The following is a 19,244-nucleotide window of genomic DNA, read 5'->3' on the forward strand; positions in this document are numbered from 1 at the left end:
GATGAAAATAAGTATAGGAGTTGTTTTATATTATCCAAGTATTACTGAGGTAAATAGGGTAATAAACTTTTCGAAGACATTTAGTGATGTATATGTGTATGATAATACTCCGGAAACAAGTCATGAAGAGTATTTTAATACTCCCGGAATTCATTATTATTTTAATGCTAGTAATGATGGTCTATCAGTTGCATTAAACAATATTTGTAAAAATGCAATTAATCATGGTTACAACTTTATTATTACAATGGATCAAGATAGTATCATAAGTAATGAAAGCTTGTTTTCCATACAAGAATTTATTAAAAATAATGATATGGAAAAAGTTGGTATTGTAGCACCTGCAATTATTTATGATCATAACAGAGTGAAAGAACAGCCGCTTTTTGAAAGAGGGTTTGAATATATTGAATGGACAATTACATCTGGAAGTGCTGTAAATTTAGATGTATATAAGAAAACAAGTGGATTTGATGAAAATTATTTTATTGATAGATTGGATTATGATTATTGCATATTATTACAGAAATTAAATTATTACATTATACAGTTAAAGGGTGTTTATCTATATCAAAGTCTTGGGGAGCAAAAGAAGGGTATTTTAAAAAACTACTCTACACATAATCCGCTTAGGCATTATTATATGTTCAGGAATAGATTGTATTTTTATTTTAAAAAGCAAAATATTACTTTTTACAGGTTAAGTAAATTGATTCTTGCAGCAAGTAAACATTTATTGCAAATTATTTTTATAGAAGAGGATAAAGCAAAAAAAATCAGGATGATAATGGAATCCTTTAAAGACTTTATTAATGGGAAAATGGGGAAGTATATAGGTAAATATTAATATTAATTTTACGAATGCTATGTATAACAAACCTATAAAATCAGTCATGAATAAAATAAATATTACTCTAATGAAACTTTGACTAAAAGGAGTAAGTTATGGCCTTTCTATTATTTTTAACATGCTTAGTAATACTTATAATTGGAGGGATTACAGAGAAGAAAATCTATAGCCCTATTATTCTGTTTAGTGCTTTATGGGCAATTATTCTTTTCTTTGCACAGTTTGAATTGTTCGGCCTTACTGGAACCTCATATTATACATTTTTAATTATATTTATTGGATTAATATCTTACTTTGGGGGATATTACTTTTTTAGATTTATAAAACCTGTCAAAAGTGTAAACTATAGTTCGGATATTTATATAGAAAAGGAATGGAATTTCATATTAAAAATTCTAATACTAATCTCTTTATCAGTATTAGTTATTACTTCTATTAGTTCCATAACACTTATGATTCAAGGATATTCAATAAGTGATATCAGATATATTATGGGGATGGGTAGATTTGATTCAGGTATTATAAATATTTTATATGCATATATTACAAAGCCTGTCACAATGCTTATGATACCAATTTCGGCATATTACTTCTTTGGTCCTCAAAGAAATATAAAAATTATGTTATTAACCATCAGCCTAGTTATGCTGAATGTGTTAACAGACGGTGGTAGATTTATATTACTTTATTTACTAATTAATTTTTGTTTAACATTATTAATTTTTAAAGGGAAGAGAAAGTTTAGGTATAAACTTAGAACTAAAGCTACTTTTTATCTGACATTCTTTATTAGTATTGCTTTTATTATTTATGTAACTACAATAAGAGGTTCCTCTATTTCTGAAACGCTCTATATGTATACTGTGGGAGCAATTTCACATCTTAGTTACAGATTAGATGTAATTGATAATATAAATATCTACACTTACGGGTTTTCTTCATTATTGGGGTTTATACGACCAGGTTTTATTATTTTTGAAAAACTGGGTTACCCTCTTCCGGGTCTAGTTAATAATGCCGAACGATTAAATATGGAGTTAGAAGAAGCTGTATTAATTGGAGATGGAGTTAGATTTAATGCATTTACGACGTTGTTTTATAATTTTTATATAGATTTAGGTTTAATAGGAGTTTTTCTTGGTTCTTTTCTTTTTGGAGTGATTTCCTATATAACTTATAGGAACTTTATGATAAGAATGAATTTATTAAACTTTACTATCTATTTGTTAATAGCTCAATCGTTATTAACTTCTATGGTTCGCTTTCAGTTTTCCAAATTTAGCTTCGCTCTTTGTTTTATATATATAATACTAATAACCATACAAGTACGAGTAAAAAAGCAAGCTAAAACTAATATGTTTAAAAATAATCAAAGGTTGGTAGGAGTCTATCGTATAAAGGACTAATAAATACTAGAAATCATGATAGTAGAGAATCGAACTTGTACAATATTAACTTAACAAGGCTAGGCTGTTTAACTGTTAGATTCTAAGATTGTGAAAAATCTAAAACATACCAGTTGATATTTACTATATGAAAAATATAAGAATAAAAATCAAGGTCGTAGATATATTAAAGGATTTATTATACTTACCACATGAAATGGAATTGAGAGGGCAACATCACTTTGTTAGGATTAATTGATTTAATTGATCTTTTGCCCCAAAAAAAGATCATAAAGTTTACCAAGAGATTAAGTTTTATAATTTCCCAAATAACTTATATTTTTTGTTTAAAGAGTAGGAGATACACATGATAAATAAAAATTCAAAGATATACATTGTGATACCGCAAAATTTTGTTACTGGAGGTACTGAAAGTCTTCATCAGCTTGCTTATGAGTTAAAAAAGTTACATCCGTTAGTATATATTTATTATATTAATTCGGGAAATGCTACTACACAAATGAAATTTCAAAAATACAGTATACCAGTTACTAATGAAATTCTGGATAGTAGCGAAAATTGGTTAATAGTATCTGAAACAAACTCAGAATATGTAAATAAATTTACTAATATCAATAAATGTATTTGGTGGCTTTCTTTAGATTATTATATAAGACAGTTACCAAAAAATTTCCCATATTATTTTTGTGAAAATCATAAAATACCACTAATATTTAAGCCAATAATCAGTAAGATTCTTCAGTTAACAGGGAAGATTAAAAAAGACATTTATTTATTTGAGGATAGGAATAAGGTTTTTCATTTGTACAATTGTGAGTATATAAGACTATATTTAAAAGAACAAGGTGTTAATGACAGGAATATGCTTTATCTATGTGGACCAATTAGTGATGATTATTTTAGTAGAAGAATGAAAGAAAAGAAAAATATTATTGCATATAATCCTGCAAAGGGTATTGAGTATACAAATAAGGTTATTACTGCAGTTAAAAAAGAAGGGTTAAATTTAGAATTTGTTCCAATTAAAGATTTGGACTTAAATGGGGTAATAAATTTATTATCTGAAGCAAAGCTTTACATTGATTTCGGTTATTTTCCAGGACCAGAAAGAATACCACGAGAAGCAGTTATATCGAATGTTAATATAATTACTTCAACCTCAGGAAGTGCAAAAAACAAAATAGATGTTCCGATACCTGAAGATTGTAAATTTAATTTGCTAGATTTAGATAATAATATGAATGCAATTATTAATAAGATAAAAGACCTTATATATAATTACGAAGAGAATGTAAGCCTATATGATGATTATCGCTCAAAGGTGATTAAACAAAAAGAAGTATTTCATGATAATATTAAGTATTTATTAAACATTTTTAAGGATAAGATTAATCATGATTAAAAAGGAATTACTAAACGCATATGCGGAGTTAGTAATATGTTGACCCTAATTCGAAAATTAATTAAAAATAAATTTATAAAAAACGTAACAATTATTGCGAGTGGAACAGCTTTGGCACAAGTAATTGCATTTGCTAGTATTCCCTTTATCACAAGAATATATGGACCAGAGGCTTTCGGGATTTTAGGTACTTTTACCTCAATTTCTAGTTTTGTTTTACCAATAGCTGCACTAACATATCCAATTGCGATAGTAATACCAAAATCTGATATAGAGGCAAAAGATATTATGAGGTTATCTCTCATAGTTTGCTTGTTGATAGGATTATTAAGTGTAGCGCTAATATTAATATTTTCTGATACTCTACTTCACTTATTGAATCTCGAAGTACTAGGTTCTTATTTATATTTAATCCCAGTTGCTATCGTAGTGGCAGGCGGATTTCAAGTTATTGAGCAATGGATAATTAGAACTCAAGAATTTAAAGTGAGTGCCAAAACGGCTATTTACCAGGCATTGATTATGAATTCTTCAAAAATAGGCATAGGCCTTTATTATCCACTATCTGTAACTTTGATCGTAATACAGACTTTTGCTTATGCCATTCGCGGATTATTAATGATATCTTTATCTGATAAGTCTATTATAAAAAAACAAGGATCTTTTAACTTTAAAAAAATGCTCAAAGTTGCATGCAGATATAGAGATTTCCCTTTATATAGATCTCCGCAGATTTTTGTAAATTCTGCTTCAGTGGCACTCCCGACTATTTTACTTACTGCATTTTTTGGACCTAGCGCAGCCGGATATTTTACATTGGGTAGACAAGTTTTAAATACACCTGTTACATTGTTAGGGAAAGCTGTACAAGATGTATTTTATCCCAAGATTATTGAAGTATCCAATGATAATAAGAGTATAAAAAATATTATTTTAAAGGCTGTTTTAGGTTTATTTTCTTTAGGTGCACTGCCTTTTGGGATACTAATTATTTTTGGACCTAATATATTTTCATTTATCTTTGGATATGAATGGTATACAGCGGGGGTATATGCAAGATGGATTTCATTATTTTCATTGTTTATGTTAATAACAAGGCCAGTAATTGCAGCTATTCCAGTACTAAATATGCAAAGACAATTCTTATTTTATGAAATTGTAAGTGCAATAATTAAATTAAGTGCATTATTTATTGGAGTATATTATTTTAATAGTGATATATATGCTGTTGCTTTTTATTCTTTAAGTGCAATGTTCTTATATATTATCTTGACTGCTTATGTGTTAGTAATAGCAAAAGATATAAGTAGGTATAGAAGATAGGTGTTCCAAATTTATATCAAATTAGCACATTATTCAATAATATTTGGAGGTTTTGTAAAATGAAAGGAATTATATTAGCAGGTGGAAGTGGTACACGGCTATACCCATTAACAATGGTAACGAGTAAACAACTGCTCCCAATATATGATAAACCAATGATTTATTACCCTTTATCAACGTTAATGCTTGCTGGAATTAAAGATATATTAATTATTTCAACTCCTGAAGATACGCCACGTTTTGAGTCATTACTAGGGGATGGAACACAATTTGGTATAAATCTTGAGTACAAAGTACAGCCGAGCCCAGATGGATTAGCTCAGGCTTTTTTAATTGGGGAAGATTTTATTGGTAATGACTCTGTTGCTATGATTCTAGGTGATAATATCTATTATGGTAGTGGCATGAGAAAAATACTGAAACGCGCAGCAAATAAAGAAACAGGTGCTACAGTATTTGGTTATCATGTACAAGACCCAGGGCGCTTCGGAGTAGTAGAGTTTGATAAGAACGGAAAGGTAATTAGTGTTGAAGAAAAACCTGAAGAACCAAAATCTAATTATGCAATAACCGGATTGTATTTCTATGACAATCGTGTTGTAGAAATTGCTAAGAATGTTATGCCATCGACACGAGGCGAGCTTGAAATAACTTCTATTAACGAAGCTTATTTAAAACTGGGAGAATTAGAAGTAGAGTTATTAGGACGTGGGTTTACTTGGTTGGATACTGGAACACATCAAAGTTTAGTAGAAGCAACAAATTTTGTGAAAACAGTTGAAGAGCATCAAGGAATAAAAATTGCTGCTCCTGAAGAGATTGCTTATATAAATAGTTGGATTACAAAAGAACAATTGTGGGATTGTGGAGAGAGGCTTAGTAAAACAGGATATGGCCAATATTTAATGAAAGTAGCTAATGGACAGATCCAATACTAATTGAAAGAAGTGAAATAGAAGTGAAATTTACTAAAACTAATTTAGAAGATGTAATAATAATCGAACCAGCAATATTTGGTGATCATCGTGGCTGGTTTATGGAAACTTATAATGAGGAAAATTTCTTAGAGAATGGAATCAATATAAAATTTGTACAAGATAATCAATCATTTTCAGCAGCAAAAGGTACATTAAGAGGACTACATTATCAATTAAATCCGAAAGCACAGATAAAGCTTGTACGTTGTACAAGAGGGGCTATTTATGATGTTGCTGTTGACATTAGAAAAGGGAGTCCAACCTTTGGAGAATGGTTTGGGATTGAATTGACAGCAGAAAATAAAAAGCAATTATTAATTCCAAAAGGTTTTGCACATGGTTTTATGACATTAACAGAAGATGTCGAAGTTCAATATAAAGTGGACGAGCTATATGCGCCTGAATGTGATCGAGGCATTGTTTGGAATGACCCTACGATTGGAATTGACTGGCCAATGGATATTATACCAGTTTTATCAGCAAAGGATGAAAAAGCTCCATTATTAAAAGATGCTGATAATAACTTTAGTTATGGAGAGTAATTCTATGAAAATCTTAGTTACAGGTTATACGGGACAACTTGGTTTTGATGTAGTTCAACAGGGGAATATACTTGGTTTTGATATGATTGGTATTGGATCAAGTGATTTGGACTTAACCAACGAAATAGATGTACGAGCTTTTGTTAATAAGGTACAACCAGATGCAATTATACACTGCGCAGCTTATACGGCCGTCGATAAAGCTGAAGATAATCAAGAAACTTGTTGGAACGTAAACGTTGAGGGTACGAAACATTTAGCTACAGCAGCTCAAAGAGCAAATGCTAAATTCATGTATATCAGCACAGACTATGTATTTGATGGAAAGGGAGACCTTCCATTTGAGGTAACTGATAAGACGAGTCCAATTGGATATTATGGATTAACTAAATATGAAGGTGAAGAACTAGTAAAGCAATTACTAGATAAATGGTATATTGTAAGGATATCATGGGTATTTGGAACTAATGGGAATAATTTTGTTAAGACGATGTTACGATTGGCAGAAACACGTGATGAACTAAATGTTGTTGGGGATCAAGTGGGATCGCCAACTTATACATTTGATTTAGCTCGATTACTTTTAGATATGACTCAAAGTGAAAAATACGGCACTTATCATGCTTCAAATGAAGGCTTTTGTAGCTGGGCTGAATTTGCAACTGAGATTTTTAGACTAGCGAATAAAGATGTCAAAGTAAATCCGATTCCAACAGAAGAATATCCAACTCGTGCAATACGTCCTAAAAATTCACGTATGTCAAAACAAAAGCTAGTAGAGAACGGATTTAATCCGTTACCAATTTGGCAAGATGCTGTTAGTCGATACTTAAAGCAATTAACACAAGAGGTGAAATAGATGACAAGGAAAAAGGTGCTAGTTACTGGTGGTGCTGGTTTTATTGGTGGTAACTTTGTGAAGTATATGGTTAATAAATATCCTGAGTATGATATTTATAATTTAGACTTGTTAACTTATGCTGGTGATTTAACAAAGCATCAGGATATTGAAGATAAAGATAATTATCATTTTGTAAAAGCGGATATAGCCGATCGTGAAACAATTACTTCTTTGTTTGAAAAAGAAAAATTTGATTATGTTGTTCACTTTGCCGCAGAAAGTCACGTGGACCGCTCAATATCAGATCCAGGAATATTTGTCGTAACTAATGTGCTTGGTACACAAGTATTATTAGATGCTGCAAAACTAGTTGGTGTTTCTAAATTTGTTCATGTTTCAACTGATGAAGTGTACGGGGAACTTGATTTTGATCCAACAACCTTCTTCACAGAAGAAACACCGTTACAACCAAATAGCCCGTATAGTGCAAGTAAAGCATCATCTGATTTATTAGTTCGTGCATATCACGAAACATATGGGTTACCTGTTAATATCACTCGATGCTCAAACAATTATGGCCCATATCATTTCCCTGAGAAGTTAATTCCATTAACGGTTTCTAGAGTGTTAAACGCTCAGAAAGTACCTGTTTATGGTGATGGTAAGAATATTCGTGACTGGTTACATGTATTAGATCATTGTGCAGCTATTGATTTAGTATTGCATGAAGGCCCAAATGGTGAAGTTTACAATGTAGGTGGACATAACGAGCGAACTAATTTAGAAGTAGTTAAAACGATTATTAGTACACTAGGTAAATCCGAAGACTTGATTGAATTTGTTAAAGATCGTCTGGGTCATGATAAGCGTTATGCAATTGACCCTACTAAATTAGAACAATTAGGTTGGAAACCAGCATATTCATTTGAAACTGGTATTGCTCAAACTATTCAGTGGTATTTGGATAACAAGGAATGGTGGGAGCAGATTATTAGTGGGGAATATCAAAAGTATTTTGAAGAACAATATAACGTTTAATATATTTGTATTTGGGTAATAAACTCGATTTTATTACTTCACGAAAGATAGATGTAGGGAGAGAGCATAATGAAAATTACTATTGCTGGAACAGGATATGTCGGGTTATCAAATGCAATATTACTTGCTCAACATAATAAAGTTATAGCACTTGATATTATTCAAGAAAAAGTAGATATGATAAATAATAGAAGATCTCCTATCATTGATAATGAGATTGAAGAGTATTTAGCAACTAAAGAATTAGATTTATCTGCAACTACTGATAATTATAAAGCATACAAAGATGCTGAGTATGTTATCATCTCAACACCGACTAATTATGATCCTGAGAAGAACTATTTTAATACAAGAACTGTTGAAGCAGTTATCGCCAATGTACTATCCATTAATCCAGACGCAATAATGGTAATTAAATCTACAGTCCCAGTTGGCTATACAGAAAAAGTAAGAGAAAAATTTGAAACAGAGAATATTATTTTCTCCCCAGAATTTTTACGTGAAGGAAAGGCTTTATATGATAACTTATATCCTTCACGAATTATCGTTGGTGAACAGTCTGAGAGAGCAAAGGTATTTGCTGACTTACTAGTACAAGGTGCTATAAAAGAAGATATACCTGTATTATTTACAAACTCAACAGAAGCGGAAGCAATCAAACTTTTTGCTAACACTTATCTTGCAATGCGTGTTGCTTATTTTAATGAGCTAGATTCGTATGCGGAGGTAAGAGGTTTAGATAGTAAGCAAATTATTGATGGTGTAGGACTTGACCCAAGGATAGGCAATCACTATAATAATCCTTCATTTGGTTATGGGGGCTACTGCTTACCTAAAGATACAAAACAATTATTAGCAAATTATGAAGACGTTCCAAATAATATAATGACTGCCATTGTAGATGCAAATAGAACAAGAAAAGACCATATTGCCGAAATGATAATTAAGAAAAATCCTAAGATTGTCGGTATCTATAGGCTTACTATGAAAATGGACTCAGATAACTTCAGACAATCAGCTATTCAAGGTGTTATGAAGCGTATAAAAGCTAAGGGTATTGAAGTTGTTGTATATGAACCAGCCCTTCATGAAGAGACATTCTATAATTCAAGAGTAATAAATGATTTTGGAGAGTTTAAGAGAGTTTCAGATGTAATCGTAGCAAATCGATTGTCTGATGATTTATGTGATGTAGAGGACAAAGTATATACAAGGGATTTGTTTAGTAGAGATTAATATATAACCCGCTGGGCCTATTGGCTTGGCGGGCTTATTTGTGTTGCCTATTTTTCCCTAGAAATGTAATTCCTCGTAATCAGATCCCCGTAAAATAATGATACTCGCTTCTATATCTAAATGAATTGGTTTGAATTGAATATACTGCTCAGCTAATAAACGTTTATCCATCACTATAGAGTATTTGGTGATTGGTTTGTCGTAAACAGCAAGCCTTCCAAACCTTAGAAGTAGCTGTTGTCGCCCCATAAGGGAGAAGCATGGGGACGGTTCTCACGCTCCATTTTCTGTATTTTCAAAATTTAAAAGCTCGTATTTCGCCTTGATTCCACTTAATATGGCAAAATAACACAAAATACGAACAAATGTTCTTGACTTTCCTTTTAGAATCGACTATTCTATTTATAATAAAAAGGAAAGAAGTGAGAATGATGGCGACTGTAATATCAAGTATTGGCCTGAAAGGAATGGAAGGTTACCGAGTTCAGGTGGAGGTACAGCTTATTCCAGGTGTAGAAGGAATTTGTATTGTAGGTCTCCCAGATGCATCAGTAAAGGAATCCAAAGATCGAGTCATGGCAGCTTTGCATTCCAATGAGTGCGGTATACCCGAAAAAAGGATTATTATTAATCTGTCCCCAGCAGAGCAAAAGAAAAACAGCCCAATTTTTGACCTGGCCATGGCAATTGGGATTATGAAAGAGGCAGGGGAAATAAAGCATGCGATACCTAAGGATGCGGCATTCTTAGGTGTGTTGTCACTAGATGGCTCCATTAAGCCGGTAGAGGGGATGCTTCCAGCGATTGTTGCTGCTAAAAAAGAAGGATTTAAAACCTTGTATTTACCATCTATGAAGGATACACCGCTATCCCATATTGACGGAATCGAGATTCGTTTTGTAGAAACACTTCAGGAAGTGATTGAATCGTTCTCAGGACAATTAACAACTTCCATATTTACTTCATCACACACCACAGAACCACCTCAAGTAGTCACCCCTTCTTATGACAAAGACTTCAAACATATCTTAGGACATCAAAAGGCTAAAAGAGCATTAGAAATAGCTGCTGCAGGCGGCCATAATGTATTGATGGTTGGTCCTCCAGGCTGTGGTAAGAGTTTACTAGCTGAAACATTCCAATCGATTTTACCACCTCTCCAACAGGAAAGTAGCTTCGATGTCATGAGTATTTATCAATTAGCTGGCGTTAGCAACCCAAACTATCAAATCCCACCATATAGAGACCCACATCATTCCGCATCAGCCGTCTCATTAATTGGAGGTGGTGCGAATCCAAAGCCAGGTGAGGTGTCACTCGCACATCATGGAGTGCTTTTTCTCGATGAAATGGCCGAATTCCCCAAGCGAACGTTGGACATGCTAAGGCAACCATTGGAAACAAGTAAGGTAACCATCAGTCGTGCTGCCACAACCGTGACATACCCCGCACAATTTATCTTACTAGCTGCTATGAACCCTTGTCCTTGTGGGTTCTTAGGATCAAGATACCGGTATTGCACCTGTACACCCAAACAAATCCTAACCTACAACAACCGTGTTTCGGGACCAATTGAGGACCGTATTGATATTTTACTAGAATTAGATACCGTCGTACTGGATAAGGAATCCGAACAAGACAATGAAACTTCCGATGAAATCCGTTCAAGAGTAATTGATGCGCGTAACATTCAGTATAAGCGGTATGATTCTGAAACCTATAATGCGATTATCTCCAATGAACAATTGACTAGTTATTGCCAACTGACAGAGGAGCAGAAGAGAATGATTCAACAATGGGCAAGTAAATACAACTGGAGTACGAGGGTGCAGATGAAAATCTTGCGCCTTGCGAGAACAATCTCCGACTTAAGTGGCCATGAAACGATCACCAATGAATCTATCTGGGAAGCTGTAACGATGAGGCGTGGTTCTGGTGGTAAAGCGCAAAGGAAGACACCGGTAAATGGTTAATTTTATATAGGGGAGTGGGGAACGAATGCCACGTAAAGCTAGGAGGAAAAGTAATAGTGGTATCTACCATATCATACTTAGAGGCGCCAATAGACAGGAAATCTTTCATGACGATGATGACTGTATAAGATTTTTAGAAATTCTCAAGAAATATAAAGATAAAACTGACATAAAAGTCTACGCATGGTGTTTGATGGGCAACCATATTCATCTGCTATTGAAAGAAGGAAATGAAGCTATTTCCAACACGATGAAACGGATTGGTGTCAGTTATGTTTCTTATTATAACTGGAAATACAGAACAACAGGGCACCTGTTTCAGGACAGATTTAAGAGTGAAAATGTGGAAACAGATAGGTATTTATTAACGGTTACTAGGTATATTCACCAGAATCCATTAAAAGCAGGAATGGTTGGTAAGGTGGAAGAATGGAGTTGGAGCAGCTGTCTTGGTTATTATGGTAAACATTGTTTTCCGATTAAATTATTGGATAAGGAATTGGTATTAGGGATGTTTTCTGTGGATATGGAGAAGGCAATTGAACGGTTTAGAGTTTTTAATGAAGAACGTAATGATGACGAGTGTTTAGATGAGCCAGTTATTAAGAGGAGAAAGACGGATGAAGAAGCAAGGCAGGAAATCAAGCAGTTGCTTGGTCAGTTAGAAATTGCGCAGGTGAAGAGTTTACCTAGGGTGGAGAGGAATTCAGTGTTAAGAAGAGTGAAGAGGATTGATGGAGTATCTCAACGGCAGGTGGCGAGGATATTGGGAGTGTCTGCGACATTGGTTTTTAGGGCTTAGAGGAGCGTGGTACATTTTTTGGTGGTTCTTAATGCTCCCTGAAAGGGGAGCCATTACAAGAACATGAGGGTGGAGGTATTGTTTCCTGCTTGATTACTGAAACGTTCGGACCGTTCCCGTGTTTCTAAAGGGAAGATAAAGATCTCACCATCCACTAGTACATTATGAAATACTACAATTAAATCGGTGTTTTTTTTCCTGTACTCAGAAATAAAAGGATATTTATTCTTTTTGTCGAAATATGAAATATAGAGAAATGATATTTTAGGGACTCTTAAATAGAATTAAAGATGGTATCGAGACTATTACTGAACTAAAAGTAAAATCAATAACAAATCATGTCCCGAAAATATCATATACATAAGTTGAATCTAAACATATATGAATATTTATAGAAAGAGAGGCATATCCATGGACGATGGGCAAATAAAAGCCCATATGCCAATAAATCGAATTTTTGCTATAATAGATATTACAATGGAATCCGAAATGGTCTGTATTAGTCATGATGAACCTGAAACTTTTGAGGTCACATTTATAAATGGAGGGGACCAAGATGAAGAAGCATTCTAATGAGAAGGAATATATCGCTGTCCGTGCAACTCCAGAAATGGCTAACTGGATGCATCCTAAAGGTGAAGAACGAACACAAGAAATTCAAAAACGAGTTGAAGCTGCGAAAGAACGGGTTTGACCAAAGTAAAAATCAGGAATCACTTTCTAATCTAATGGATGCAGAATCTGTTAAACAACGCCATTTGAAATAATCGCGCCTTGAGGGGACGTATGGGACATGGGGACAGGCACTACAACCATGTTCCGCTTTTTGCCTATCAGTCACCCTTCAAGAAAAACGGTACCCACAGATCATCGTTCTCTCCACCTGCGTCTTCAACTGCTTGTACGATATATCCAGCACGACCCGTTGATCATTCCTGAAGTGCACGATGGATTGGGTGGGATTGGGGTGTTTTTGGATGAAGGCAATTTGATGATGGAGAATCCAAGCGCAGTCATAGTTGGTGAGAGAATGAGTGGGGAATACATACAATCTTCGGGTTGGATCAATGGGAATGGGGATTTTATTCCGGAATCCTAAATGCTCAATCACACTTCGCCGTCTCCCTTCATACGTCGACCCATAATGCATACAAGAGGCACGAATAATCTCTGATGGGGTTTCTTTTACCATTACTTGCCTGTCCACTTCAAAAATGATCGAACCGAATTCCATTTGTTTGGCAGGAAAGATAGCCATCGTACGTGGCGTAATAACATACGTTTTTTGTAATACTGCTTGTGACAATACATTCACTCCTTAGATAGATTCATAGAATAAAGGGAATAGATAGTGATTGGTTTTGTCTTCATAGATAGTGGGAATGGGGGTGGTGGTGAGGATTCACGAAGAAGTGGTGCCCCTGATGAACAGGGGAGGGAACCCGAACAGTTAGGTACTACTAATGTTACTTTTGCTTCTTCGAGTTTTTATCTGTTTGCCACTCAAAAAATGTCTGTATAAACATGAGCCCATCTCTTTCAAGCAATGGCCATCTTTCAGCTTGAAAAATAAACGGATTCTCCATACCATGTTTCTCAAATAAATGTTCAAGTTGCAGATACTGCTCCACTGATAATTTTCGGTCTTTGTCTAGAAAACACTCTTTTCCTTCGATAAGGTAATCAAGTGAAACATCAAGCAACTTTGCTATTTTGCGTGACACTTCAGTACTTGGCAATTCATCATTTCGTAAAAGCTGAGCAAACCAATTGTCACTATATCCTAAACGTTCACTTACATCCTTTTTTGTGAGTCCATGCTTGTCTAGTAAATTCTCCACTCGTAATCGAAACGCATCCACAATCGACACCCTCTTTCTATTTGGCTAAAACCTACCATATTCCACATTAAAATTGTCAATAACACAAAAACCTTTTGTTATTTTAATTTTTGTGATGAATAACACAGGATTCCTGTGTTTGTTTAATAAGTCCCTAACTGGAAAAATCCCCGTGGAAATCGTCATTTTCCATGGAGATTTTTGCGTTTTCCCTCTATAAACTTGTGTTTTCAGTTCAGAAAATTCCCAAACGGTTCCATGACAACTTACACTTTCTTTTTTTACTCTAGTCACGAAGACGATGAGAAGGGAGGAATGGAATGTCGAAGGAACAAAAGTTTACGTTTGAGGAGGTTTTTCAACAGAACAAAAATCGAATTCATTATTACGTGCATCGCCTCGGAATCCATGATCCACATAATGAGTACTATACGGAAGGGCTGCACGCCATGTGGTTGGCCTATAAGAAATACGAACCAAATAAAGGCCCTATGTCCACCTATTTCAATTACACCATTCGCCAGCGCCTCATTGATAAAATCCGCCGCGATGAAATCAAAGAACTTCGGGAAGAACAGGCAGCAGAAGCAGAGGAAGTCATGAAATCCGATGGGAATTGGAATCCACAACAAGAAGTTCCGATTATCAAACCAGAAGGAATCGATTTGAAAGACTGGACCTTTTGGAAAAATGTTAAGTCCATCTTAACGGACAAGCAATGGAAGTGGGTCGATTACTTCATTATTCAAGGCTATTCGCAACTTGAAATTGCAGAGAAAGAAAACACTACGGTCGAGGCAGTGAAACAATGGAGAAAAGGCGCAATTAAGAAACTAAGAAGTGTATGGGATGAAGAGAATGAAATATTTTTGCTGATAAATAAGGAGGAAAAGGAATGAAATATTTTATGAAATACTATCCATCAGATGAAGAGTGGGAGAGCTTTATCTGGTATTTGGACCAGAAGGGAAATTCACTATCCCAAAATGCGATCACACTCTACCTTGCCCTGTTGTGGAATAAAAGAGGCTCAAACGCAAAAGTAGAATTCATCATTTCCGATTTAGAACTTAGTAGATTCACCCGAATGAATTGGAGGAAGATCGCCAAGGCAAGAAAAGAATTAAAAGAAAAAGGCCTAATCCGATACCGAGACCAAAAATGGCACGTGTTTATCTATCAAATCATGCCAATCACGAAGGAGAAGTAGTGAAATCGGGGAGTGCCTGTCACTCCCCGATTTATGTCGAATACGTGGGTGATGTGGGTGGTGACTGTCACTTCCCGAATTTTGTAGAATACATAGGTGGTGCCTGTCACTCCTCGAATTTTGTCGATAACAATTGGGATGAGGTTGGGACGCTCCCCACACATTGAAGATACATCTTAAATATAGAAGGGAAGTTTATTAAATGAATTACATAAAAGAGATTAATGCATTTTATAATTGCCTGGAACGAAATCCATTATCAGCATCAGCAGTCACGCTGTGGCATGCCTTGATGCATATTAATAACAAAGCAGCATGGACAAAGGAGTTCACCGTGAGTGGTCTCGTGTTGCGATTGAAATCTGGACTAACAGAAAGTTCATTTAAACGAGCAAGGACGGAATTGAAGAAGAAAGGCTATATTAACTATCAATCAAGAGGAAGTAATCAGGCACCAATCTATCAGATCGTGAAACTATCATTTGATGTGGGTGGTGGGAATGGAGTTTCTGGTGATAGTTGTGATTGTGGGGCTTCTGGGGAGAGTGAACGACCTGGGACTGATGGGAAGGATGATTTGGCGAACGGCGAAGTGAATCATGAGGTGAACCACAACATGGACCACAGAAAGAACTACAGTATGAACCAGCAAGCGAACCCATTAACTAAACAAAATAAAACGAAACGAAATGAAATAAATCTAGCAACATCAGACGCAATCGTATTTTACCATGAGAACTTCGGTGTCATCCCCCCATTTGTGACAGAGGATTTGCTGAAATGGGTGGATGATCTCGGTGAAGATATGGTGTTGGAAGCTATGAAGCGAGCATTAGAACGCAACAAAGCAACCTGGGGATACGTCAAAGGAATCCTAAATGCATGGGCGAAGAAAGGCATCCGTACTGTGGAGCAGGTGGAAGCAGAGGAAAGGAAGTTTTTGCGAGAACGAAAGGGTGGAGATGGCTATGGTCAATGGAAAAAGGCCCGGCAATCGGATGAAATCGTGCCGGAATGGTTTTTGGAAAGGAAAAGGAAGGAGAAGAATACGGTGATAGCAATGGATGGCGGGGAACAGGAAGACGTTGGAGAAATGTTGAGGAAGTATAAGGAGGGGGGAGCGATTTGATGTGGTTGTGGAGCGAATCGTTTGGGTTGGCGAGCGCAGACCGTCAAGAATGGAGCGAATTTAGGGTTGCATCGAGCGAGCAGATTAAGGTGGGGATCGAATGCTCAGGGTCGAGGAGCAAATACATAGATGTACTAAGCACAAAACAGGTGCTTGATCAAATCTTCAAGAATGGCGAGCCCGAAGGGGGCTGTCACTTCCTAAATTTCCCAAAGAGGAAAAAAATAATCACCAAGTAAAGAGAGATAAAGGATTTTCATTCTTTTTGTCGAAATATGAAAAATAGAGTTATGATATAGTAGGGTAACCAAGAGTAAATTAAAGGTAGAGACTATTCCTTACCTAAAATTAAAATCTATAACAAATCATGTCATCAATATGACATACATAATCGAATGAAGACGAGGTGGTGATAACTTGTTGTATTTTATATTAGGGTTAAATGTCTATTTTATAGGCTTTCTCATTGTTTTACTGATTAATAAATTACTTGGTGATGGTTTTCTTTCTAGATTGCTGAAGGTTGTTACAGTCCCTGTTATATGTATCTATTATATTAAATTATACTATAATTCATTATATGACTTTAATGATTTAACAAGTGAACTTCAGGTTCTAGTTATCTTTGGTCCATTAGTTTTATTTATACTAGTGTTAGTCATAGGTTATGTAATTGGTGGGATTAATCTTGACGATTTGAAAGAAAGAATCTCTCGTTTTTCATTGAAACGTTTTGTTGTTGGAACGTTGAAGGTGTTGCTTATAATTATAGTTATAGGGAATTTTGTGAGGATGTTTAATTAACCAACGAGAAGCACTAAAGTTTTGAGTTGTGCTGAAGTTTTCCTTTTTTACGAACATCTGGTGTCAGACTCCACCAAGATAGTATGTTAAAGTGTGATGATGAGAATGGTAATGGCTGCAGTTCTTATGACTATTAAATGGTGCCTGCCACTTCTCGTTTTTTGTCGGGGCTATTGGGACACGAAACTGTCCCAATGTCCCTACAATTTAGAAGTATTTCAAGCCCCACAATTAAAAAGTAGAGTGTTAGAAACTAGATTCTAAATATAAGGGGGGACTAGCTTGGCTAGAACTAAATTATATATTACTTATGGTGTTATTCTGGTTATTTTTATTATTTCCGTGTACGCTGCATTTACCGTTAATCCTTTTGATACTGCAAAAGACCGTGTTGATTTTATTGTTACTATTACTTCACTTATTATTTCTCTGTTAGCATTCATAGTAGCAATGAATACGTACGTATCAATTGATAACGTAAACCGGGTGACTCAATTAAATGGAAATATTTTAGAAGATGAGAACTATAAAACCTCGCTCCCAGCGATATTTTATGATTATGGGCAAGGTGATTCAACAAAAAGTAAAGATGAAATATTTGATAAGCTAGAATTGAAGTTTATCAAAGAGTCTAAAACAGCAATTAATTTCGCTAACAATCTTCAAGATTTTATAGAGGTTCTTGTTATCTTCCCTGCATTATTTTCAAATCATGAAAGTAATGAAACTATAAGAAGAATGGATCGATTAATTACAACAATTGAAGAAAAGAGAGATAATTTTCTTTCCATTGGTACAGGCAATTTAAGATTAATTGAAGAGACGGTTAAATTGATTAAGGGTGTAACAGATTATCAGAAATTGATTAGTAAACAAGATTTTAATGTTGAATCTGACCTTATTAAAGTAAGAGGAACCATGTTAAAGAACAGTGTCAGCCAGACTGTTTATTATAATTATTTAGGGTTATTTTATAATAAAAAGGCAATGTATCTAATTGGTCAACATATAAAATTAAATTCTGATAATACAGATTTATTTGATATTGAAAACCATAGACAGTTGATCGTACATAAACACAAAATTGATAGTGGAGTTTTAGACACTATTTCTATTTATTTGCAGGAGTCTAAAAATGCTTTTGAACATGCTATAAAGTGTAGTCAAAATGATACAATGTGGGAAGGGTTTATTAAATATAACAACGCAAGAACTACCTATTTCTTGAAACTATTATCTCCAGATGAGAAAGGTGAACATGGAGATTGGCAAGAATTAATGGATGATGCCATTCTTGCTAGAATGAAACTTAATACGCTCATTGAAGATGTGATTAAGACCAGTAACAATTCCTATTTAAAAGATTACTTTATTTATCAGGAATATATCGCTAGATTGGTTAAAATCAATATACTTATTGCTAGAAAAGAAGATATTACTGACTTTAGAGGTAATGTTCTATATAAAGCACCGGAATACAAAAAACTCTTAAAGGATAGTATTATCAATTTCCCGTATGAAGGTAATTTTACTAGAATAGTAGAGTATCAGGATAAAATTAGGAAGCTTTTAGAGGTATAGATTGCCATTCTTTTTATGGTTAAGTAAATAGTGCAGTGCTTTGCTATAGAAAACCTCGAAACCTTCGAAAACCTCTGGGGTCAGATCCCCACTACGGTAGTGTGTTAAAGTGATGGTGACAATAGTGATGGCTACAGTTTTTGTGACTGTGGCTATTTTTTTTATTTTGGTAGTTTATGAATTTTGGGTAGTGTTGGTGGAGGAGAAATGGGTTTTTGGGGTGTTTTGCTTGGTGGGATTTTTTATTTTGTTTTTAGAAAACGCTGTATAATGGCATTTTTGTGACTCT

The 19,244-nt window shown here is 34.7% G+C and carries 22 protein-coding genes; 19 read left to right on the forward strand and 3 right to left on the reverse strand.

Translation table 11 applies throughout. The annotated features are described in order from the left end of the window. Position 1 precedes the first annotated feature (1 nt). The 9 genes from BUB12_RS07395 (at position 2) to BUB12_RS07435 (ending at position 9,615) form a co-directional block, all read left to right on the forward strand. Positions 2-847 carry a glycosyltransferase gene (locus BUB12_RS07395; RefSeq protein ID WP_072889613.1) on the forward strand — a complete coding sequence of 282 codons (846 nt, stop codon included), beginning with the start codon at positions 2-4 and terminating at the stop codon, positions 845-847. Between the two features lie 98 nt (positions 848-945). Beyond that, positions 946-2,256: an O-antigen polymerase gene (locus BUB12_RS07400; RefSeq protein WP_072889615.1), complete on the forward strand. Its 1,311-nt coding sequence runs from the start codon at positions 946-948 to the stop codon at positions 2,254-2,256. Between the two features lie 346 nt (positions 2,257-2,602). Continuing rightward, on the forward strand, positions 2,603-3,658 hold the full coding sequence (locus BUB12_RS07405) for a hypothetical protein (RefSeq protein ID WP_072889617.1): 1,056 nt from the start codon (positions 2,603-2,605) through the stop codon (positions 3,656-3,658). Between the two features lie 36 nt (positions 3,659-3,694). After that, positions 3,695-4,981 (forward strand): lipopolysaccharide biosynthesis protein, encoded by a 1,287-nt coding sequence (locus BUB12_RS07410; RefSeq protein ID WP_072889619.1) that lies wholly within the window; start codon positions 3,695-3,697, stop codon positions 4,979-4,981. 59 nt (positions 4,982-5,040) lie between these two features. Further along, positions 5,041-5,919 (forward strand): glucose-1-phosphate thymidylyltransferase RfbA, encoded by an 879-nt coding sequence (gene rfbA / locus BUB12_RS07415; protein ID WP_072889621.1) that lies wholly within the window; start codon positions 5,041-5,043, stop codon positions 5,917-5,919. 20 nt (positions 5,920-5,939) lie between these two features. Continuing rightward, on the forward strand, positions 5,940-6,500 hold the full coding sequence (gene rfbC, locus BUB12_RS07420) for a dTDP-4-dehydrorhamnose 3,5-epimerase (RefSeq protein WP_072889623.1): 561 nt from the start codon (positions 5,940-5,942) through the stop codon (positions 6,498-6,500). Positions 6,501-6,504: 4 nt separating this feature from the next. Next, positions 6,505-7,359, forward strand: coding sequence for a dTDP-4-dehydrorhamnose reductase (gene rfbD / locus BUB12_RS07425; protein ID WP_072889625.1), 855 nt, complete (start codon positions 6,505-6,507; stop codon positions 7,357-7,359). Further along, on the forward strand, positions 7,360-8,379 hold the full coding sequence (rfbB, locus tag BUB12_RS07430; protein ID WP_072889627.1) for a dTDP-glucose 4,6-dehydratase: 1,020 nt from the start codon (positions 7,360-7,362) through the stop codon (positions 8,377-8,379). 69 nt (positions 8,380-8,448) lie between these two features. Beyond that, the gene (locus tag BUB12_RS07435; RefSeq protein ID WP_072889629.1) at positions 8,449-9,615 is read left to right on the forward strand and encodes a nucleotide sugar dehydrogenase; all 1,167 of its coding nucleotides are present in this window, start codon (positions 8,449-8,451) and stop codon (positions 9,613-9,615) included. A gap of 57 nt (positions 9,616-9,672) precedes the next feature. Here the strand turns inward: BUB12_RS07435 and BUB12_RS17995 are convergent, their stop codons facing one another. Continuing rightward, positions 9,673-9,864, reverse strand: coding sequence for a hypothetical protein (locus BUB12_RS17995; RefSeq protein WP_072889631.1), 192 nt, complete (start codon positions 9,862-9,864; stop codon positions 9,673-9,675). 182 nt (positions 9,865-10,046) lie between these two features. Between BUB12_RS17995 and BUB12_RS07445 the strand changes: the two genes are divergently transcribed. The 4 genes from BUB12_RS07445 (at position 10,047) to BUB12_RS17635 (ending at position 13,084) form a co-directional block, all read left to right on the forward strand. Beyond that, positions 10,047-11,588 (forward strand): YifB family Mg chelatase-like AAA ATPase, encoded by a 1,542-nt coding sequence (locus BUB12_RS07445; protein WP_072889704.1) that lies wholly within the window; start codon positions 10,047-10,049, stop codon positions 11,586-11,588. 25 nt (positions 11,589-11,613) lie between these two features. Beyond that, positions 11,614-12,390 (forward strand): transposase, encoded by a 777-nt coding sequence (locus BUB12_RS07450; protein WP_072889633.1) that lies wholly within the window; start codon positions 11,614-11,616, stop codon positions 12,388-12,390. A 411-nt stretch (positions 12,391-12,801) separates the two neighbouring features. After that, on the forward strand, positions 12,802-12,963 hold the full coding sequence (locus tag BUB12_RS17630) for a hypothetical protein (protein ID WP_159431552.1): 162 nt from the start codon (positions 12,802-12,804) through the stop codon (positions 12,961-12,963). Then, complete coding sequence (locus tag BUB12_RS17635) at positions 12,947-13,084, forward strand: hypothetical protein (protein WP_159431553.1); 138 nt, start codon at positions 12,947-12,949, stop codon at positions 13,082-13,084. The genes BUB12_RS17630 and BUB12_RS17635 overlap by 17 nt, the downstream gene beginning before the upstream one ends. A 150-nt stretch (positions 13,085-13,234) precedes the next feature. Here BUB12_RS17635 and BUB12_RS07455 read toward each other — a convergent pair whose 3' ends face one another. Then, positions 13,235-13,696: a competence protein ComK gene (locus tag BUB12_RS07455; RefSeq protein WP_084063260.1), complete on the reverse strand. Its 462-nt coding sequence runs from the start codon at positions 13,694-13,696 to the stop codon at positions 13,235-13,237. Between the two features lie 160 nt (positions 13,697-13,856). After that, the gene (locus BUB12_RS07460; RefSeq protein ID WP_072889635.1) at positions 13,857-14,252 is read right to left on the reverse strand and encodes a helix-turn-helix domain-containing protein; all 396 of its coding nucleotides are present in this window, start codon (positions 14,250-14,252) and stop codon (positions 13,857-13,859) included. 299 nt (positions 14,253-14,551) lie between these two features. On the opposite strand from BUB12_RS07460, the gene BUB12_RS07465 reads away from it, so the two are divergent. From BUB12_RS07465 to BUB12_RS17640, 6 genes are all read left to right on the forward strand, one after another. After that, positions 14,552-15,130 (forward strand): sigma-70 family RNA polymerase sigma factor, encoded by a 579-nt coding sequence (locus BUB12_RS07465; protein ID WP_072889637.1) that lies wholly within the window; start codon positions 14,552-14,554, stop codon positions 15,128-15,130. Next, positions 15,127-15,441 (forward strand): type 1 periplasmic-binding domain-containing protein, encoded by a 315-nt coding sequence (locus BUB12_RS07470; protein WP_072889639.1) that lies wholly within the window; start codon positions 15,127-15,129, stop codon positions 15,439-15,441. The genes BUB12_RS07465 and BUB12_RS07470 overlap by 4 nt, the downstream gene beginning before the upstream one ends. Positions 15,442-15,643: 202 nt before the next feature. Further along, positions 15,644-16,570: a DnaD domain-containing protein gene (locus BUB12_RS07475; RefSeq protein ID WP_072889641.1), complete on the forward strand. Its 927-nt coding sequence runs from the start codon at positions 15,644-15,646 to the stop codon at positions 16,568-16,570. A 417-nt stretch (positions 16,571-16,987) separates the two neighbouring features. Beyond that, positions 16,988-17,374, forward strand: a complete 387-nt coding sequence (locus BUB12_RS07485; RefSeq protein ID WP_072889645.1) for a hypothetical protein — start codon at positions 16,988-16,990, stop codon at positions 17,372-17,374. 282 nt (positions 17,375-17,656) lie between these two features. After that, positions 17,657-18,955 carry a hypothetical protein gene (locus BUB12_RS07490; RefSeq protein ID WP_072889647.1) on the forward strand — a complete coding sequence of 433 codons (1,299 nt, stop codon included), beginning with the start codon at positions 17,657-17,659 and terminating at the stop codon, positions 18,953-18,955. Positions 18,956-19,082: 127 nt separating this feature from the next. Further along, the gene (locus tag BUB12_RS17640) at positions 19,083-19,226 is read left to right on the forward strand and encodes a hypothetical protein (protein ID WP_159431554.1); all 144 of its coding nucleotides are present in this window, start codon (positions 19,083-19,085) and stop codon (positions 19,224-19,226) included. The last annotated feature ends 18 nt before the right edge of the window (positions 19,227-19,244 follow it).

This window comes from Ornithinibacillus halophilus (assembly GCF_900129485.1).
GTDB classification, from domain to species: Bacteria; Bacillota; Bacilli; order Bacillales; family Amphibacillaceae; genus Ornithinibacillus; species Ornithinibacillus halophilus.

Coding starts and splice junctions, on each gene's coding strand:
- BUB12_RS07395 (WP_072889613.1), top strand. CDS start 2: ATGAAAATAAGTATAGGAGTTGTTTTATATTATCCAAGTATTACTGAG.
- BUB12_RS07400 (WP_072889615.1), top strand. CDS start 946: ATGGCCTTTCTATTATTTTTAACATGCTTAGTAATACTTATAATTGGA.
- BUB12_RS07405 (WP_072889617.1), top strand. CDS start 2,603: ATGATAAATAAAAATTCAAAGATATACATTGTGATACCGCAAAATTTT.
- BUB12_RS07410 (WP_072889619.1), top strand. CDS start 3,695: ATGTTGACCCTAATTCGAAAATTAATTAAAAATAAATTTATAAAAAAC.
- rfbA (WP_072889621.1), top strand. CDS start 5,041: ATGAAAGGAATTATATTAGCAGGTGGAAGTGGTACACGGCTATACCCA.
- rfbD (WP_072889625.1), top strand. CDS start 6,505: ATGAAAATCTTAGTTACAGGTTATACGGGACAACTTGGTTTTGATGTA.
- rfbB (WP_072889627.1), top strand. CDS start 7,360: ATGACAAGGAAAAAGGTGCTAGTTACTGGTGGTGCTGGTTTTATTGGT.
- BUB12_RS07435 (WP_072889629.1), top strand. CDS start 8,449: ATGAAAATTACTATTGCTGGAACAGGATATGTCGGGTTATCAAATGCA.
- BUB12_RS17995 (WP_072889631.1), bottom strand. CDS start 9,864: ATGGGGCGACAACAGCTACTTCTAAGGTTTGGAAGGCTTGCTGTTTAC.
- BUB12_RS07445 (WP_072889704.1), top strand. CDS start 10,047: ATGGCGACTGTAATATCAAGTATTGGCCTGAAAGGAATGGAAGGTTAC.
- BUB12_RS07450 (WP_072889633.1), top strand. CDS start 11,614: ATGCCACGTAAAGCTAGGAGGAAAAGTAATAGTGGTATCTACCATATC.
- BUB12_RS17630 (WP_159431552.1), top strand. CDS start 12,802: ATGGACGATGGGCAAATAAAAGCCCATATGCCAATAAATCGAATTTTT.
- BUB12_RS17635 (WP_159431553.1), top strand. CDS start 12,947: ATGAAGAAGCATTCTAATGAGAAGGAATATATCGCTGTCCGTGCAACT.
- BUB12_RS07465 (WP_072889637.1), top strand. CDS start 14,552: ATGTCGAAGGAACAAAAGTTTACGTTTGAGGAGGTTTTTCAACAGAAC.
- BUB12_RS07470 (WP_072889639.1), top strand. CDS start 15,127: ATGAAATATTTTATGAAATACTATCCATCAGATGAAGAGTGGGAGAGC.
- BUB12_RS07475 (WP_072889641.1), top strand. CDS start 15,644: ATGAATTACATAAAAGAGATTAATGCATTTTATAATTGCCTGGAACGA.
- BUB12_RS17640 (WP_159431554.1), top strand. CDS start 19,083: ATGGCTACAGTTTTTGTGACTGTGGCTATTTTTTTTATTTTGGTAGTT.